The organism is Pseudarthrobacter sp. NPDC058362, from assembly GCF_042723515.1.
Lineage (GTDB): Bacteria > Actinomycetota > Actinomycetes > Actinomycetales > Micrococcaceae > Arthrobacter.
This window is the reverse complement of record NZ_JBHXIW010000006.1, coordinates 17,206-33,884: the sequence shown is the minus strand read 5'-3', so window position 1 is coordinate 33,884 and position 16,679 is coordinate 17,206. Positions and strand designations below refer to the sequence as shown.

General features: G+C 66.5%; 13 protein-coding genes. 8 read left to right on the top strand and 5 right to left on the bottom strand.

The annotated features are described in order from the left end of the window. Positions 1-15: 15 nt before the first annotated feature. Entirely contained in the window at positions 16-678 is a 663-nt protein-coding gene (locus ACFWIX_RS12445) for a cyclodeaminase/cyclohydrolase family protein (protein WP_377216437.1), read from the top strand. On the opposite strand, the gene ACFWIX_RS12440 is transcribed toward ACFWIX_RS12445, so the two are convergent. Further along, complete coding sequence (locus tag ACFWIX_RS12440; protein ID WP_377216605.1) at positions 675-1,532, bottom strand: PhzF family phenazine biosynthesis protein; 858 nt, start codon at positions 1,530-1,532, stop codon at positions 675-677. The two genes, ACFWIX_RS12445 and ACFWIX_RS12440, sit on opposite strands and share 4 nt — an antisense overlap. 87 nt (positions 1,533-1,619) lie before the next feature. Here ACFWIX_RS12440 and ACFWIX_RS12435 point away from each other — a divergent pair, with 87 nt between their 5' ends. The 3 genes from ACFWIX_RS12435 (at position 1,620) to ppsA (ending at position 6,174) form a co-directional block, all read left to right on the top strand. After that, positions 1,620-2,726, top strand: a complete 1,107-nt coding sequence (locus ACFWIX_RS12435; protein WP_377216436.1) for a GTP pyrophosphokinase family protein — start codon at positions 1,620-1,622, stop codon at positions 2,724-2,726. Positions 2,727-2,779: 53 nt separating this feature from the next. Next, positions 2,780-3,598, top strand: a complete 819-nt coding sequence (locus ACFWIX_RS12430) for a pyruvate, water dikinase regulatory protein (RefSeq protein WP_377216435.1) — start codon at positions 2,780-2,782, stop codon at positions 3,596-3,598. 149 nt (positions 3,599-3,747) lie between these two features. Then, positions 3,748-6,174, top strand: coding sequence for a phosphoenolpyruvate synthase (gene ppsA / locus ACFWIX_RS12425; RefSeq protein WP_377216434.1), 2,427 nt, complete (start codon positions 3,748-3,750; stop codon positions 6,172-6,174). A 129-nt stretch (positions 6,175-6,303) separates the two neighbouring features. Here ppsA and ACFWIX_RS12420 read toward each other — a convergent pair whose 3' ends face one another. Then, a complete protein-coding gene (locus tag ACFWIX_RS12420; protein WP_377216433.1) occupies positions 6,304-7,152 on the bottom strand; it encodes an esterase/lipase family protein in 849 nt (282 codons plus the stop codon). Positions 7,153-7,306: 154 nt separating this feature from the next. Here ACFWIX_RS12420 and ACFWIX_RS12415 point away from each other — a divergent pair, with 154 nt between their 5' ends. Beyond that, positions 7,307-9,697 carry an ATP-binding cassette domain-containing protein gene (locus tag ACFWIX_RS12415; RefSeq protein WP_377216432.1) on the top strand — a complete coding sequence of 797 codons (2,391 nt, stop codon included), beginning with the start codon at positions 7,307-7,309 and terminating at the stop codon, positions 9,695-9,697. 20 nt (positions 9,698-9,717) lie between these two features. After that, complete coding sequence (locus tag ACFWIX_RS12410; protein ID WP_377216431.1) at positions 9,718-10,290, top strand: MOSC domain-containing protein; 573 nt, start codon at positions 9,718-9,720, stop codon at positions 10,288-10,290. On the opposite strand, the gene ACFWIX_RS12405 is transcribed toward ACFWIX_RS12410, so the two are convergent. Together ACFWIX_RS12405 and ACFWIX_RS12400 are read right to left on the bottom strand one after the other, a co-directional pair. After that, positions 10,268-11,656, bottom strand: coding sequence for an MFS transporter (locus ACFWIX_RS12405; RefSeq protein ID WP_377216430.1), 1,389 nt, complete (start codon positions 11,654-11,656; stop codon positions 10,268-10,270). The genes ACFWIX_RS12410 and ACFWIX_RS12405 overlap by 23 nt on opposite strands. A gap of 243 nt (positions 11,657-11,899) precedes the next feature. Further along, on the bottom strand, positions 11,900-12,103 hold the full coding sequence (locus ACFWIX_RS12400) for a hypothetical protein (RefSeq protein ID WP_377216429.1): 204 nt from the start codon (positions 12,101-12,103) through the stop codon (positions 11,900-11,902). A 305-nt stretch (positions 12,104-12,408) separates the two neighbouring features. On the opposite strand from ACFWIX_RS12400, the gene ACFWIX_RS12395 reads away from it, so the two are divergent. Further along, positions 12,409-13,710 carry a glycosyltransferase 87 family protein gene (locus ACFWIX_RS12395; RefSeq protein ID WP_377216428.1) on the top strand — a complete coding sequence of 434 codons (1,302 nt, stop codon included), beginning with the start codon at positions 12,409-12,411 and terminating at the stop codon, positions 13,708-13,710. A 28-nt stretch (positions 13,711-13,738) separates the two neighbouring features. Then, positions 13,739-14,989 carry a glycosyltransferase 87 family protein gene (locus tag ACFWIX_RS12390; protein ID WP_377216427.1) on the top strand — a complete coding sequence of 417 codons (1,251 nt, stop codon included), beginning with the start codon at positions 13,739-13,741 and terminating at the stop codon, positions 14,987-14,989. A 31-nt stretch (positions 14,990-15,020) separates the two neighbouring features. Here ACFWIX_RS12390 and mptB read toward each other — a convergent pair whose 3' ends face one another. After that, on the bottom strand, positions 15,021-16,607 hold the full coding sequence (mptB, locus tag ACFWIX_RS12385; RefSeq protein ID WP_377216426.1) for a polyprenol phosphomannose-dependent alpha 1,6 mannosyltransferase MptB: 1,587 nt from the start codon (positions 16,605-16,607) through the stop codon (positions 15,021-15,023). Between the last annotated feature and the right edge of the window lie 72 nt (positions 16,608-16,679).

The window sequence follows — 16,679 nt, the reverse complement described above, 5'->3', positions numbered from 1 at the left end:
GGCACACTGGATGCCATGGATGATTCTGCTGCCGTGACCACCCAAGGCTCCACCGTTGAGGAGTGGACGCGCGCGCTGGCCGAGTCCACCGGCTCCCCCGGCGGCGGCGCCGGGACTGGCCTGATGCTGGCGGTGGCGGCGTCGCTCACCTCCATGGTGGCCGGCTATACAGAGGCCGACGGCGGGGCCCGCGGCGAGGTGGAGCGCATCCGGACGCGCGCCCAGACGCTTCGGGCGGAGGCGCTGCGGCTGGCAGACGAGGATGCGACGGCGTCGCAGGCTTTCGGTGCCGCCTTCCGGCTGGAATCGGGGCCAGAGCGCGATGAAGCCATCCGGGCCGCCTCGGTGGAAGCCGCGAAGGCCTCCGCGGTGCTCGGCGACCGCGCCATCGCTGCCGTGGATGACCTTGCCTGGCTGGCAGCCAACGGCAACCGCGCCCTGGTTGCCGACGTCGTGGTGGCGTTCGGCGCCCTGCGTGCAGCGGTGGCCGGGGCGCGCACCAATGTCAGCTTCGACCTTGGCGCGCTCCGCTCTGCCGGCAGCACGCTGGAGGACATCCGTCGGCAGCATCCCGCACTGTGGTCCACCGTGGAACGGCTCACCGGCGCACTGGAACGGATCGACGGGCTGGCCGCCGGGATTGATGACCGGGCCGCTCCGACGGATGCTGCCGGTTAGATGGTTACCCGGCCACTGACCACGGTCCGGCAGGCGCCGCCCACCCACGTGGTGTCCGCTTCATTCGTGATGCTGATACGGCCGCCGCGGCCCAGCACCGTGCCCTGCTGGACCGTGTAGTTCTCCGGCGCGTTGCCTTCCCGCCGCATCCACTGGGCCAGGCCCGCGTTGGCACTTCCCGTTACGGGGTCCTCCGGCACGGCGAGGCTCGGAACGAACGCCCGGACCTCGTAATCCGCCGGGCCGCCCGCGCCATAGGCGCCAATGACGCCAAGGTTCAAGGAGCCCATGGCCGCAAAGTCCGGGCGCAGGCCCAAGACGGTTTCCGCGGAGTCCAGCCTAATGCCCATCCAGCCCGGACCGTTGTCCACCCAGTTGCTGCCCAGGACCCGTACGGGGTCAACGCCCAGGCTCGCCACCGCCTGTTCCAGCGTGGCCTGCTCCACCGGACCGGACCGCCGCAGTGGCGGGGCGGCAAACGCATATTCGGCGGTCCCTGACTGGCCGCCCGCACGGACGCGCACCAGGCCAACGCCGCATTCCTGCACCAAGTGGCCCTTGTCCCGGGGCTGTCCGCCCGCGGTGAGCCAGGCGTGCGCCGTGCCCAGGGTGGGATGGCCGGCGAAGGGCAGCTCGTCCGCGGGGGTAAAGATCCGCACGCGGTAGTCCGCTTCCGGAGCGTTGGGTTCCAGCAGGAATGTGGTTTCCGAGAGGTTGGTCCAGTTGGCGAACCGCTGCATCTGACCGGTGGTCAGGGCGTCCGCGCCGTGCACTACGGCCACCGGATTTCCGGGCAGCGGGCCGGGGGCGAAGACGTCCACCTGGGAGAACGGGAATTCGGCGTAGGAAGGCATGGCAAGGCTTTCGGTCCGGCGGGCTGGTTCCTTTACCTTAGGCACGCGGTCCGGCCATGTGTCTCACCCCCGCCGTAAGCTGGAGCCATGCCGAGTAACTGGGACAGCCTGGACGCAACTCTTCGCGAATCCGTGCAGCACAATGTGGAGATTTACGAGCGCGTCCGCCCTGCCTTGAAGCTGGTCACCCGGGACGTTCTCACGCTGACCAGGGACATGCTTAAGGACACCGAGGTCACCCCGCTGTTCGTGACGGGCCGGACCAAGACGGTGGAGTCCTTCCGCGAGAAGATCTCGAGGGTGGAGGAGCCGCTGGAGCCGGGCGGGCCGCCGGTGCTGAAGTTCCCGGACCCGTTCCGCACCCTGAATGACATGGTGGGCATCCGGGTCATCACCAAGCTGCCGGCCGAAAATGCGGTGGTGGCCAACATCATCAAACGCCAGCGCCAGCTCTTTGACTGCCGCGGAGACCGGGAAAAGGACATCGGTTCCATCGAGTCCGGCACCTACGGCTACTCCAGCCGGCATCTGATCCTGCGGACCCTCCAGAACGAGGCTGTCAAGGAGTACCAGCAGGTGTTCAACCCGGACATTCCGCCCAACGGCAGCTACTTCTTCGAGTGCCAGATCCGCACCATCTTCGCCCATGCCTGGAGCGAGATCGAGCACGACATCCGCTTCAAGGCCGAGGACCCGCGCGCCTGGACGCCGCATTTCGACCGCCAGTTCACGGCCACGGCGGCCATGCTGGAAACCGTGGAAACCGCCTTCGCCGACCTGCACGAACGTTACGAGGAAGTCCGGAGTTTCTGGGACATGGACGGCGAGGGTGCGGCTCCCCTGACCCCCAACCGGATCCGCGACGTCTGGCGCACGCTGCTTCCGCACGTGGACCGCAAGGTGGATGACGACTGGGGCTGGGCCGCGGAGCTCCTTGCAGCCCATGGCCTTAACCAGACCATGCAGCTGGCCGGGCTCCTCAGCGCCAACCGCATCACCGAGGTCCGCAAGGCCCTGGACCACCGCTACTCGCCCGGCCCGGACCGGCTCCTGGATGACCTCCTCCTGTGGCAGTACGGCACCAAGCACATTGACCTCACCGCGGAAGCGCCCGACGCCGTCCCGCACCCGCGGCGCGACAGCCTCCTGCGGCGGTTACGGCAGATCGAGCGGTACCGACTGACCAAGAAATAGGAGGGCTGGCCGCCGAATGGCCCGCCGGACCCGTCCTGATGAACAATGAGGGCATGACCAACAATGATGTTCGGCCTGTCTACTTCCTCTCGGACAGCACGGGAATCACCGCCGAGACCCTCGGAAACACCCTCCTGACCCAGTTTCCGGGCAACCGCTTTGACCGCATCACCGTCCCGTTCATTACGTCCGTGGAGCAGGCGCGCAAGGTGGTGGACGGCATTGACAAGCTGGCTGCCCACGGGCTGCGGCCCATCGTCTTTTCCACCGCGGTCAGCAGCGACATCCGCGAGGCCGTGGGCAAATGCAAGGGAACCATCGTTGACCTGATCGGCACGCATGTGGGGCAGCTCGAGCACGCCCTGGGCGCCCCGGCGAGCGGCGAACCGGGCCGTGCGCACGGCGTGGGGAACGCCGAGCTCTACCAAAAGCGGATGGCGGCGGTGGAGTACGCCATGGAGCACGACGACGGCCAGAGCCTCCGCGCGCTGGAAAAGGCCCAGGTGATCCTGGTGGCGCCGTCCCGTTGCGGCAAGACCCCCACCACGATGTACCTTGCCCTGCAGCACGGCATCTTCGCCGCCAATTTTCCGCTGGTGGACGAGGACTTCGGCCGGGAGGGCCTCCCCAAGCCCTTGCGCCCCTACGTTGCGAAGTGTTTCGGTCTCTCCTCCAACCCGCTGCGTCTGAGCCAAATCCGCACCGAGCGCCGCCGCGGTTCCTCGTATGCGTCGCTCCGACAGTGTGGATTTGAGCTCCGGAGCGCCGAGCAGCTGTATGTCTCCCACAGGATTCCGTACCTGAATTCGGCCACGGTCTCGGTGGAGGAAATGGCTGCGACGATCCTCCAGCGAATGAACCTCAAGCATTAGGGAAAGTTTTCACAAACTCCATGTGGCGGACGTCATATGGAAAGACCGCCGCAGACCTGTCACTGTGGACGGACTTGCGCCCTCTTTACCGGCCATCGCCGGGGCGGGGCGCAGCTAGGCATGCCATTACCTGCGAAGGAGCAGTAAGAATGACAACAGAGATCCTGTGGTTCTCGGAATTGGGACTCAAGGACCTGGACCGGGTGGGCGGCAAGAACGCCTCGCTCGGTGAGATGGTGCAGAACCTGACCTCCGCCGGGGTGCAGGTGCCGGACGGTTTCGCTACCACTGCGGATGCCTATCGGAACTTCCTGGCCGGCTCCGGCCTGGACCAGAAGATCGCCGACCGGCTGGTGGGGCTCGACACCGACGATGTCACAGCCCTCGCCGCCGCCGGCAAGGAAATCCGCGGCCTGATCCGCGACACCCCGTTCCTCCCCAACCTCGAATCGCAGATCCGCGACGCCTACCAGCAGTTGGTGGACAAGCACGGCGGCCACGAGGACCTGTCGTGGGCTGTCCGTTCGAGCGCCACGGCAGAGGACCTGCCGGACGCGTCATTCGCCGGGCAGCAGGAGACGTTCCTGAATGTCCGCGGCATCGACAACATCCTGCTGGCCATCAAGGATGTGTTCGCGTCCCTCTACAATGACCGCGCCATCGCCTACCGGGTGCACCACAAGTTCGAGCACGCCGAAGTGGCGCTCTCAGCGGGCATCCAGCGCATGGTCCGCTCCGACGTCGGGGCTTCCGGTGTGATGTTCACGATGGACACCGAGTCGGGGTTCCAGGACGCTGTGTTTGTCACGTCCTCCTACGGCCTGGGCGAGGCCGTGGTCCAGGGTGCCGTGAACCCGGACGAGTTCTACGTCTATAAGCCGGCGCTGCGTGCCGGCCGGCCCGCGATCCTCAAGCGCGGTCTGGGCGAGAAGGCCCTGCAGATGACCTACACCGCCAACCAGGAAGTCGGGCGCACCATCGACCTGGTCCCGGTTGCCGCCGAGCAGCGCAACCTGTTCAGCCTCAGCGATGAAGACGTCGAGCAGCTCGCCCGGCACGCCATCGCCATCGAAAACCACTATGGCCGTCCCATGGACATCGAGTGGGGCAAGGACGGGATCGACGGCGGCCTGTACATCCTGCAGGCACGCCCGGAAACCGTGCAGTCCCGGCGCGCCGCAGGGAGCCTGAGCCGTTTCCGCCTCAACGGCACCGGCCAGGTCCTCGCCGAGGGGCGCGCGATCGGCCAGCGGATCGGCGCCGGCGGCGTCCGTATCCTCACCGCCATCGACCAGATGGCCAGCTTCAAGACCGGCGACGTGCTGGTGGCGGACATGACGGACCCGGACTGGGAACCGATCATGAAGCGTGCCGCCGCGATCGTGACCAACCGCGGCGGACGTACCTGCCACGCAGCGATCATCGCCCGCGAATTGGGGATCCCCGCCGTGGTCGGAACCGGCGACGCCACCGAAACGCTCCGCGACGGCCAGGAAGTCACCGTATCCTGCGCCGACGGCGAGACGGGCCTGATCTACGAAGGCCTGCTGGACTTCAGCGTGGACGAGACCGAGGTTGACCAGCTGCCCGAAGTTCCGGTCAAGGTCATGATGAACGTGGGCACCCCCGAGCAGGCGTTCACCTTCGCCCAGCTGCCCAACCACGGCGTGGGCCTGGCCCGGCTCGAATTCATCATCAACCGCCAGATCGGCATCCACCCGAAGGCCCTCCTCAACCTCGAGGACCAGCCGGCCAATGTTGCCGCGGAAATCCGCGAACGGATCGCGGCCTACGAAGGTCCGCGCGATTACTACATCAAGCGGCTGGCGGAGGGCGTGGCCACCATTGCGGCTGCCTTCGCGCCGGAACCGGTGATCGTCAGGATGTCAGACTTCAAGTCCAACGAGTACGCGAACCTCATCGGCGGGCCTGCCTACGAACCGCACGAAGAGAACCCGATGATTGGTTTCCGCGGCGCGTCCCGCTACCTGGAGCCTTCCTTCCGGGACTGCTTCGACCTGGAGTGCGAGGCACTGTCCTTCGTCCGGAACGAGATGGGCCTGACCAACGTCAAGCTCATGATCCCCTTCGTGCGGACCCTGGACGAGGCCAGCGGCGTCATCGACCTGCTGGCTGAGAACGGCCTCAAGCGCGGCGAAAACGGCCTCGAAGTCATCATGATGTGTGAGCTGCCGTCCAACGCCTTGCTCGCGGACGAGTTTCTGGAGTATTTCGACGGATTCTCCATCGGCTCCAACGACATGACCCAGCTGGCGCTGGGTCTGGACCGGGACTCGGCCCTCGTCTCAGGCGGCTTCGACGAGCGCAACCCCGCGGTCAAGAAGCTGCTGTCCATGGCCATCAAGGCCTGCAAGGCCCGCGGCAAGTACGTGGGCATCTGCGGCCAGGGCCCGAGCGACCACAGCGATTTCGCCGAGTGGCTCGCCGGCCAGGGCATCGACTCCGTCTCCCTAAACCCGGACACCGTGGTGGACACCTGGCTCCGCCTCGCAGGCCAGAGCGAAGGTCAGGTCGAGGGCGCAGGTTCCAAGGAAGAGGTCGGCGCCGGGCTGTAACCGGCCCGACAAACCGTCCACGCCAAAGAGGCGGCATCCGCAAGGGTGCCGCCTCTTTGTGCTTCGGGGACTTACCGGGCCACCAGCGGTTCCTGGCTGCGGCGCAGGCGTCCTCCCGCCGGGCGGGGGCTAGACACAGCTCGGCTGGAACGTCGGGTCAGCCGGGCCGGGTGACGCCAAGGCGTGCGAGACCAGCCGGTGGACCACGGGATCGTTCGGAGCCTGGTCATGTTCAACCAGGTCGAGGGGGCACTTATCTTGGATAGTGATGTTGGTGACCTGCCGGGCGGAGCCGACCAGGAACTGGCTGGTGTAGGGGGTGACCACTTCGTCGTACTTGGTTGAAATGACGGTGTAATACGGACCCGCCACGGTATCGCCGATGGAGTTCAGCTCGGTCATGAACGCCGAGCCCGCTTCCTGGTCCGCGCACGCCTGGCACACGAATTCCATGTCCCCGGTGGATGCCGGGAAGTCTTCCGGTGCCGGGGCGATCACGCCTTCGGTGCCGTGGTTCGAGGGCGCAATCCCTATCAGGTGGTTGACCTTCCGGGCGCCGCCCAGGAACCCCATGTAGTAACGGGGCATCATGCCGCCCTGGCTGTGCCCCACCAGGTCAGCCTTCTTGGCGCCGGTGGCAGCGAGAACTGCATCGACGAAGGAGGACAGCTCGCGGGCGGACTCAGTTACAGGCCCCGTAGCCGGAACCCCATTGGTGGTGCCGTAATTCAGTGCGAAGACGCAGTATCCCTGCCCGGCAAGGACCGGCGAGAGCGTGGACCAGTTCTTGAGCATGCTCTCGAAGGTCCCGGGAACGAGAATGACCGGATAAGGATGCTCAGCGGAGGGCTTGCACGACCAGTTGTTGGCGCCGGGGGGCGAAATGTCTGCCGTATCGGCGGAAGCGGGCGCAGCCCCGGCAAGCGTCCCGGCCAACAGGGCGAGCGCCGCGAGAAAAACGGAAATGCGTTGGGACATCGGAAACCTCTTCGTATCAACGTCCGCCCCCGGAAGTGGGAGCGTGCACCCATTTACGCTAGGTTCCAGCTGATCCGCGGGCAACGGTTCTGGGAAAACGTGCAGGAGCCGGCGCATCTGGACATCTCCTTCGGCGCGTAGCACGATCTGACGTGTGAGCACCGAGATCCCTGCAGCCAGCCGGAAGGGCGGCCTGCACGCCGCCGACACCCACGACATCATCCGGGTGCAGGGTGCCCGGGAGAACAACCTCAAGGATGTCAGCGTTGAGCTGCCCAAGCGCAGGCTCACCGTATTCACCGGCGTTTCGGGTTCCGGCAAGAGCTCCCTGGTCTTCGCCACGATTGCCGCCGAATCCCAGCGGATGATCAATGAGACGTACAGCGCCTTCGTGCAGGGCTTCATGCCCAGCCTGGCCCGCCCGGACGTGGACCGGCTGGAGGGACTCACCACCGCGATCATCGTGGACCAGGAGCGGATGGGCGCCAACCCGCGCTCCACCGTGGGAACCGCCACGGACGCCAACGCCATGCTGCGTATCCTGTTCAGCCGGATCGGAGACCCCTACATCGGCCCGCCCACCGCGTTCTCCTTCAACGTGCCAACCCGTAAGGCCAGCGGCGTGATGAGCAGGGAAAAGGGCGGCCGGGTGGAAAAGAACGTGGTCCGCCAGGTCACCTACCTGGGCGGCATGTGTCCGCGCTGCGAGGGCATGGGCAACGTGAGCGACATCGACCGCACCGCGCTCTACGATGACTCCAAGTCGTTGAACGACGGCGCCCTGACCGTACCAGGCTACTCGATGGACGGCTGGTACGGCCGGCTGTTCGAGGGCATGGGCCTGCCAATGGAGAAGCCAATCGCCGCGTTCACCGCCAGGCAGCTGGACACGATGCTGTACGCCGAGCCCACCAAGATCAAGGTGGAGGGCGTGAACCTCACGTTCGAGGGCATCATCCCCAAGATCCAGAAGTCGATGCTGTCCAAGGACGTGGAGGCCATGCAGCCGCACGTGCGCCGCTTCGTGGAACGGGCCGTCACCTTCACCATCTGCCCCGAGTGCCAGGGAACCCGCCTCACGCCGGAAGCGCTTTCCTGCCGGATCAAGGGCAGGAACATCGCGGATCTGTGCGCCATGCAGATCAGCGACCTCGCCCAGTGGATCCGCGAACTCGATGAGCCGTCGGTGAAACCGCTGCTCGCCGGGCTGCGGGACCTGCTGGACTCCTTTGCGGAGATCGGCCTTGGCTACCTTTCGCTGGACCGCCCCGCCGGGACCCTATCCGGCGGCGAGGCGCAGCGCACCAAGATGATCCGGCACCTGGGCTCCTCGCTGACGGACGTCACCTACGTCTTTGACGAACCCACCATCGGCCTGCACCCGCACGACATCGAACGCATGAACAAGCTCCTGCTGCAGCTGCGCGACAAAGGCAACACCGTGCTGGTGGTGGAACACAAACCGGAGACGATCGCGATTGCCGATCACGTCGTCGACCTCGGCCCTGGCGCCGGCACCGGCGGCGGCGAGATTGTCTACGAGGGCGACGTCGGCGGGTTGCGTTCCAGCGATACCGTCACCGGACGGCACCTGGATGACAGGGCCCGCCTCAAGGATGCGGTGCGGAACGCCGTCGGGGCCCTCGAGGTGCGGGGCGCGTCCATGCACAACCTGCGCAACGTGGACGTGGACGTTCCGTTGGGCGTCCTCTGCGTGGTCACGGGCGTGGCCGGGTCCGGCAAGAGCTCCCTCATCCACGGCTCGCTGGCCAAACGCGAGGGTGTCGTCGTCATCGACCAGGGCGCCATCAAGGGCTCCCGCCGCAGTAACCCCGCCACGTACACGGGCCTGCTCGAGCCGGTGCGCAAGGCATTCGCGAAAGCCAACGGCGTCAAGCCGGCACTCTTCAGCTCCAACTCGGAGGGCGCCTGCCCCACCTGCAACGGCGCGGGCGTGATCTTCACCGAACTCGGCGTCATGGCCACGGTGGAGTCCACCTGCGAGGACTGCGAGGGCCGCCGCTTCCAGCCCGCCGTCCTGGAGTACACGCTTGGCGGGCAGAACATCGCGGACGTGTTCGACATGTCCGTGGAGGCCGCACTCGCCTACTTCGCCGAAGGGGAGGCCAAGACCCCGGCCGCGCACAAGGTCCTCGAACGCCTCGCGGATGTGGGACTGGGATACATCACGCTCGGGCAGCCGCTCACCACCCTCTCCGGCGGCGAGCGCCAGCGGCTCAAGCTCGCCACGCAGATGGCGGAGAAGGGTGACGTCTACATCCTCGACGAGCCCACCACCGGGCTGCACCTGGCGGACGTGGAGCAGCTCCTGGGCCTGCTGGACCGGCTGGTCGACGGCGGGAAGTCGGTGATCGTGATCGAGCATCACCAGGCGGTGATGGCACACGCCGACTGGATCATCGACCTGGGGCCGGGGGCCGGGCACGACGGCGGCACGGTCGTTTTCGAGGGCACGCCGGCTTCGCTTGTCACCGGGAAAGGGACGCTCACCGGCAAACACCTGGCGGCCTACGTCGGGGCCTGAGTCCCACGTACGGTGGGGGTATGAACGGGAACTTCCGGTACGACGTCGAGATTCTGCATCTGCTGGTCTCACCCGGGCACGCGTACTTTGGCCGGGCCAAGGACGGAGCCGCCGATGTGCCCACCGCGGACGCTGACGTTGCGGAGGTGGTGGCGGGCAAGGGCATCGTGGGTGACCGTTTCTTCGGCAAGGCCGCGCATATGGACGCGGCGGTCACGCTGTTCGCCGTCGAGGCCCTTGAGGCGGTAGCCGCCGAACTGGCCTCAGGGCCCTTTGACCCGCTGCTCACACGGCGCAACCTGGTGCTCCGCGGAGCTCAACTGGCTCCCCTGCTGGGTCAGGACTTCTCGCTGGAGTCGGGCGGTTCCACGGTGGCCTTCCACGGCGGCCGGCATGCACAGCCATGTGCCTGGATGAACGAAATGCTCGCCCCGGGCGCGCATGCAGCACTGCGGGGCAGGGGCGGAATCCGGTGCCGGGTCCTCTCCGGCGGTTTCCTGCGCCGCGGCCCGGCCGTGCTGGTCAGTCCGGTCCCGCTGGACCCGGCGCAGGCCGGGGCACCGAGCCGGCTCAGGCCTGACCGTCTGCCGTAGCGGGCGCCGCCCCGGCATACGATGCGGACACCCGGCGGTAGACCGGCGTCAGGAAGGCCAGCAGCGCGGCAGCCATCACGATGATGCCTGCCACCAGGAAGACGAGGGCAATGCCCCGGGAGATTCCCTCGCCCAACAAGGGTGCCAACTGAGCGGCACCCTCGGCAGAGCGGGCGTACGGGATGATCCAGACCTGCGCAATCGGGGCGATAACGAACGCAGTAAGCGGTGCAGCCGCGGACTCAAACGCCATCGCAAAACCGAAGACCCTGCCCTGCTTCTGCAGCGGCACCACCTGTTGGATGACTGTCTGCTCCGCGGCCTCGACGAAAGGTATCAGGACCAGGTAGAGCCAGATTCCCGCGACGTAGAGCCATGGCCATTCGCGCAGGGTGAAAACGGCCCCGAGGAACCCCATGATGACCACGACCAACAGCATGGTCCGCAGCGGATTCTTGCCGAGTCCGAATTTGCCGATGAGGGCCCCACCGACAATGAACCCCGTGGCGCCGAAGGCGAAGACCGCGCCCCACACCTCCACGGAGAACATCTCCAGTCCGTAGGGGTCCATCAGCGCCATATAGACGCCACCGATGAAGTTGTTGAAGGTGGAGAACAGGATCAGCGCGAACAGTCCGCCGACGGCCAGGACGGCCGCGAGGGCGCCGCGCAGGTCGAAGCCGCCTTTGGCGTCCGTCGCAGCGGCCCGGATTTCCTCCGGCATCGTGAGGGTCAGCAGGTGCGCAAAAGCCACTGCCGTCAATACCAGGGCGACGACGATGGTCCAGCCCATGCCCAGCAGCCCCACCGAAAGGCCGGACAGCAGGGAGGTCACAATGAACATCAGGCCCTGCACCATCCCCACCATGCCGTTGGCGTTGGCCCGCCGGTCCGGCTCGATAAGGATGGTGACCGTAGTGGAGAGGGCGATGTTCCGCATGTTTTCGACCACCGCGCCGATCAGGATGATCAGCATGAAGATCCACAACCACGGCTGGGTCAGGTCCAGCAGACGTTCCATGGGGACGAGAAGGAACACCACCCCGGACAGCACGAACATGGCCAGTGTGAAGGCGGCAGCGAACCGCATCACCGTGAGCTTGCGGTACCGGTCCACGAAGGTGCCGAAGCTGATGCTGGACAGCGCAATCAGCAGCATGTAGGCGCCGCCCACTACACCCGTGGCAATCACGTTGCGCGTCTCCAGGTACACCCAGAACGTGAGAGCAAACCACAGATAACTGGTAGTGATGTTTGCGAGCGCGGTGTTCACGAGGATTCCGGCGAAGGTGCGTGAGCGCTCCGCCGGGCTGCGCACGGAGGTGTCCACGGCGTCCGGATCTGCCAAATGCGCAGGCTCGGTCATGCGACCCAGTGTAGTGCTCTATGGCTGCCGCGCATCAGGCCCATAGGCCTCCCCCGCCAGGCGGATGAAGTCCTCAACCAGGCTCGGCAGCGCCGGGAAACTGTGCATACGGATGCATCTTTAGCCCAGTGCGGAAGCACCGCGATGGCGGGACCGTGGCGCTGGGCCAGGTCCTGGTGCTGCATGAGTGGCTGGGAATGGGGATGATTGTGGCCACCAACTCGGTGGCCATCCAGCTGGCTGCTACCAGGCCTGGTGTTCGCGCGTCAGGCCGAACGGAACGGCCTCGCTCAGCGCCACGGTGAATTTGTCAGCCGCGTGCCGGGTGACCAGGATGCCGTGCTGCCTGCCGGCGAGCGCGTGCGTCTTGGCAGCGGAGACTGCGGCTTCGAGCTCGCTGTCCATGCTCTTGCGGTCGGCGACGGTGAGGGTCAGGGGAAAATTCATGGGAAAAGCCTTTGTGGATCGTCAGGGGCAGGGTGTTCGTTCAACGGTTGCGCTCCCCCAGGCTGCAAACGCGGCAGGGCACCCGTAAAGTGCCCTGCCCCATAGTCCCCCACCGTGGCGGCGCCAGCAACTTTAGATATCGGCCAGCGGGCGGGATTGTGCGCCGAGCGCCGGTCTGCGCGACAAAGCTCACACGGGGAGCCGCAATTACGGCCGCCAATCGCCGGTCAATTAGAGTTGACTGCGGGCGCGGGCTGTTCCTGGCCCCACCGAAACCCCCAACCTGACAAGGTCCCGCCATTCCCATGGATGCTTTTTTCGGCAGACTGACCCGGATCCGCAACGTGGTCCTTCCCGCCCCCGCCCGCAGGGCGCTGAACACGCCGCTGGGCCTGCTGGCCGGATTCATCGTGGTGCACCTGGTCTTCCTGGTCTTCTCCGCATCGCTCTCACTACGGGGCGAGGCACTGAGCGACACCTACATCTACCGGAACTGGGCAGCGGCCGGGTTCGACGACGCCAACCTCGCCGGCGGCCCCAGCCCCTGGGTCTATCCCATCCTTGCCTTGGTCCCGATGGCCGTCGCCGGCATCGCCGGACCGGGCCCGTTCTTCTTCCTTTGGGTGCTCATGACCACCTTCCTCAATGCCTGGGCGCTGCTCAAGCTGACCGAACGCGGCCGCAACACCTCCGCCATCCCCGCAGCCTGGTGGTGGCTCACCTTCACCTTCCTCATGGGCTGGCTCGGTTTCGCCCGCGTGGACGGCCTCACCGCTCCCCTGGTCCTGGTGGCCCTCGCCTACGGAGTCAACCGCCCGTTCATCGCATCCGTGTTGCTGGCCATCGGAACCTGGATCAAGGTGTGGCCGGCCGCCGTCATGCTGGCCCTCTTCGCGGTGCTCCGGAACCGCCTGCTGGTGGTACTGGCAGGAATGACGACGACGGCGGGCGTCGTCGCGCTGGCAGCCACCTTGGGCAGCGTCCCCAGGTTGCTGAACTTCCTCACCCAGCAGGGCGACCGCGGCATGCAGCTGGAGGCGACCTTCACCACGCCGTGGCTGTGGCTGTCCGTCCTGAACATCGGGGATTCCCGGATGTACATGAACACGGACATCAACTCGATGCAGGTGGACGGTCCGGGCACCGCCGCCATGTCCGTGCTGATGCAGCCGCTGCTGGTCCTCGCCGCCCTGCTCGTGGCCGGCCTGACCTTCTGGGCGCTGCACAACGGCAACCAGTACGGCGGCGTGGACCGCACCGAGCTGCTCCTGGCCGGCGCGCTCAGCCTCACCACGGCGTTCGTGGTCTTCAATAAGGTGGGCTCCCCCCAGTTCATGGTGTGGTTGGGCCCGGCCGTCGCTGTGGGCCTGGCCCACAGCTGGCGTGAATGGCGCGTGCCGGCCACCATGCTGATTGTCATCGCGGTGGCCACGTACTTCATTTACCCGCTGTTCTATGACGCCCTCAGCCACAACAATCCCTGGATGGCTCTGGTGCTCAGCATCCGCAACGTCCTGTTGGTGGTGCTGTTCCTCTGGAGCGTCCGCCGGCTGTACCTGCTGGGCAGGAAGACCCCCGCCGCCGCCCCCGCGCTCAAGGAGTCCTGAGATTTCCACGAGGTTCTTTGACCGCCTGGTGACGGTCCGCAGCACAGTCCTCCCCGCCAAGGTGGTGGACTGGTTCGCCCGCCCCTCGAGCGTGTGGTGGGGATTCGCCGTCGTCCATCTCTACTTCCTGGGCTGGATGGCGTCCTTCTTCCTCAACGGCGAGACGTTCAGCGACACCGAGCAGTACCGCCAGTGGGCCATGGACGGGTACAACCCCGCGGACCTGGAAGGAAAGATCAGCCCCTGGGTCTATCCGGTGCTGGCGCAGGTGCCGATCTTCCTGGCAAATATCGCCGGGCCCAGCATGTACCTGCTGAGCTGGTTCCTGATCATCACGGTGCTGAACGCCGTCGGACTCTACATCCTGACCCGCGGCCCGCGGCGCGTGAGTGGCATTGCCCCTGCCTGGTGGTGGCTGTTCTTCACCGTGTTCATGGGCTACCTCAGCTTTGCCCGGGTGGAGGGCATCACCGCCCCCATCGTGCTCGTCGCACTGCTGTACGCGGCGCAGCGGCCCGTGGCGGCCGGCCTCCTGCTCAGCATCGCCACCTGGATCAAGGTATGGCCAGCGGCCGTGCTTGTGCCCATCCTGATCGCCAGCCAGAAGCGGGTGCAGGTGTTCCTGTCCGGCGTGGCCGTCACCGCCGTAGTGGCCCTCGGCACCTGGCTGTCCGGCGGCCTGCCGCACATCCTGGACTTCCTCCTGAACCAGGGCGACCGCGGCATGCAGCTGGAGGCAACGTTCTCCACGCCCTGGGTGTGGCTGAGCGTGTTCAACATTGCCGGATCGAAGATGGCGGACAACACCGCCATCAACTCCACCGAGGTCTACGGCCCGGGTGCGTCCGCCGCCGCCGTGCTGATGCAGCCTCTCCTCATCCTGGCCGCTGTGGGCGCCGCGATCCTGCTGGTCCGCGCCATGAAACGCGGCGCCGAACGCGAGGAACTGTTCCTCGAAGGCTCGCTGATGATGGTCACCGCGTTCATCGTGTTCAACAAGGTGGGCTCGCCGCAGTTCATCATCTGGCTGGCCCCGGTGATCATCGCCGGCCTCACCCACGACTGGGACCGCTGGAAGGTGCCCGCCGCGCTGCTCATGGGCATCGCGATGACCACCTTCGTGATTTACCCGCTGTTCTACACCCCGCTGATCCACGCGCACCCAGTGATGGCAGCTGTCCTCACCGCCCGCAACGTGCTCCTGGTGGTGCTGCTGTGGTGGTCGGTACAACGGACGGCCGAGCTCGGCCGGAAGCCTGCGGCGCGGATCGCCGCGTAGGCGCTTAGGTTAGGCGCTTAGCGGGCCGCCGCTATCGCGCCTGACGGGCGGCTGCGCGCCGCTCCTGGACCCAGCGCCACCCCTGCCTGGCCAGGTCCTGGGGCTTCCCTTCGATCAGCAGCTTCCGGGTGTGGATATCCAGCACCAGCAGGTAGAACGTGAACGCCAGGGCCGTGACGAACGCCAGCGAGGACGCGTCGATGGGCAGCTCCACGAACGACCACACGGACAGCTGATCCTGCGCGCCGAACACCACGAAGAACGTGACCACTACGTAGAGCGAGCGGATCTGCCAGTCGTCGCGGATGCCGGTGACGGCGAGGAACGGCAGGAACCACAGGATGTACCAGGGCTGGATGATGGGGGAAAGCATCACGACGGCGGTGAACGCCAATGCCATCCGGCGCACCGCCCGCGAATAGTCGCCGCGGAACATCAGCAGCAGCACCAGGCCGATGGCGATCCACTTCAGGCCCGTACGCAGCACGTCCGCAAACGTCCCGCCCGGGAGCCCCAGCGCGTTGGCCAGCATCTCCACCTGCTGGCCCAGGAAGCCTGACGGTGAATAACCGGTGTACCCGGGCGTGGGGTCCATGATGGCCCACACCCACCCCGTTCCGAGGTTGTACGGCAGGCCGCTGAGCAGCAGGACTCCGAAGCTGATCCCCGCCGTTGCGGCCCAGATGAGGAACTTGCGCGGCCAGGTGGCGGAGGCCCCGGCCCACATCACGCCGAGGAAGGGCAGCAGCAGTACAGTGATGGGCTTGATGCCGATCGAGGCGGTCACCAAGAGGATGCCCAGGATGTACCTGCGGGTAGCGGCGAAGTACACGCCGGCGACGGCTAGCCCCACCATGAGCGCGTCATTGTGCGCGCTGGCGATGAAACTGATCAGGAACAGCGGGTTGGCCACGGTGATCCAGAGCGCCCGGGCACCATTGATGCCGTGGAGTTCGGCCAGCTTGGGCACGTAGATCACGCACAGCAGCACGCCGACGCCGGCCAAGAGCCTGAAGAGCAGGACGGACAGGTCCGGCTGGGCGCCGGTCAGCCCCACCACCCCGCGCGCCAGCCACAGGAAATACGGGCCGTAGGGGGTGCGGGCTTCCGCCCAGGCGGGGTCGGCTCCGAGCGAAAACCAATTGCTCAGGGTGGAGATGCCCACCTCGTAGGGGTTCTGTCCCTCCCGGACCAGCCGGCCCTGCCCGGTGTACGCGTAGACATCCCGCGAGAAGACGGGGACGCAGAACATCAGGGGCAGCGACCAGGCGGACACCGCGATGACCACGGACCGCAGGGAATGCTGTCCCCAGCCGGCGACCCGCTGGCCAAGCCGGAGCCAGGAGCGGATCAGGAGCATGGCTCCAGCGGTCAGAAGGATGGTGGACACGGCCACGCCCCAGCCTTCGGTCCGCAGCGCGATGACCACAGGCTGCCGGATCATGGGCGAGCCGTTGGCGATCCAACCGGTTCCGATGGATCCCACGAACATCATCAGGGCGCCGAGGAAACCCTGGGCGGTGCCGATGTAGGCGCGGTGGCCGGCGGGCGCGGTGCCGGCTTCCGGCGCGCCCGGGCGGCTCTCCGAGGTTCCGAGGGGTGAACCGCCTGCCGTCATGATGTGTGTGGTTCCCTACTTTGGTACGGCGCTGGTTGACCAGCAAAATGGCCGCCTTGCAGCGCCGCTATT

Bases quoted from the DNA above. Each gene is read 5' to 3' on its own strand.
- ACFWIX_RS12430 (WP_377216435.1), top strand. From the start codon at position 2,780: ATGACCAACAATGATGTTCGGCCTGTCTACTTCCTCTCGGACAGCACG.
- ACFWIX_RS12420 (WP_377216433.1), bottom strand. From the start codon at position 7,152: ATGTCCCAACGCATTTCCGTTTTTCTCGCGGCGCTCGCCCTGTTGGCC.
- ACFWIX_RS12445 (WP_377216437.1), top strand. From the start codon at position 16: ATGGATGATTCTGCTGCCGTGACCACCCAAGGCTCCACCGTTGAGGAG.
- mptB (WP_377216426.1), bottom strand. From the start codon at position 16,607: ATGACGGCAGGCGGTTCACCCCTCGGAACCTCGGAGAGCCGCCCGGGC.
- ACFWIX_RS12440 (WP_377216605.1), bottom strand. From the start codon at position 1,532: ATGCCTTCCTACGCCGAATTCCCGTTCTCCCAGGTGGACGTCTTCGCC.
- ACFWIX_RS12395 (WP_377216428.1), top strand. From the start codon at position 12,409: ATGGATGCTTTTTTCGGCAGACTGACCCGGATCCGCAACGTGGTCCTT.
- ACFWIX_RS12435 (WP_377216436.1), top strand. From the start codon at position 1,620: ATGCCGAGTAACTGGGACAGCCTGGACGCAACTCTTCGCGAATCCGTG.
- ACFWIX_RS12400 (WP_377216429.1), bottom strand. From the start codon at position 12,103: ATGAATTTTCCCCTGACCCTCACCGTCGCCGACCGCAAGAGCATGGAC.
- ACFWIX_RS12405 (WP_377216430.1), bottom strand. From the start codon at position 11,656: ATGACCGAGCCTGCGCATTTGGCAGATCCGGACGCCGTGGACACCTCC.
- ppsA (WP_377216434.1), top strand. From the start codon at position 3,748: ATGACAACAGAGATCCTGTGGTTCTCGGAATTGGGACTCAAGGACCTG.
- ACFWIX_RS12410 (WP_377216431.1), top strand. From the start codon at position 9,718: ATGAACGGGAACTTCCGGTACGACGTCGAGATTCTGCATCTGCTGGTC.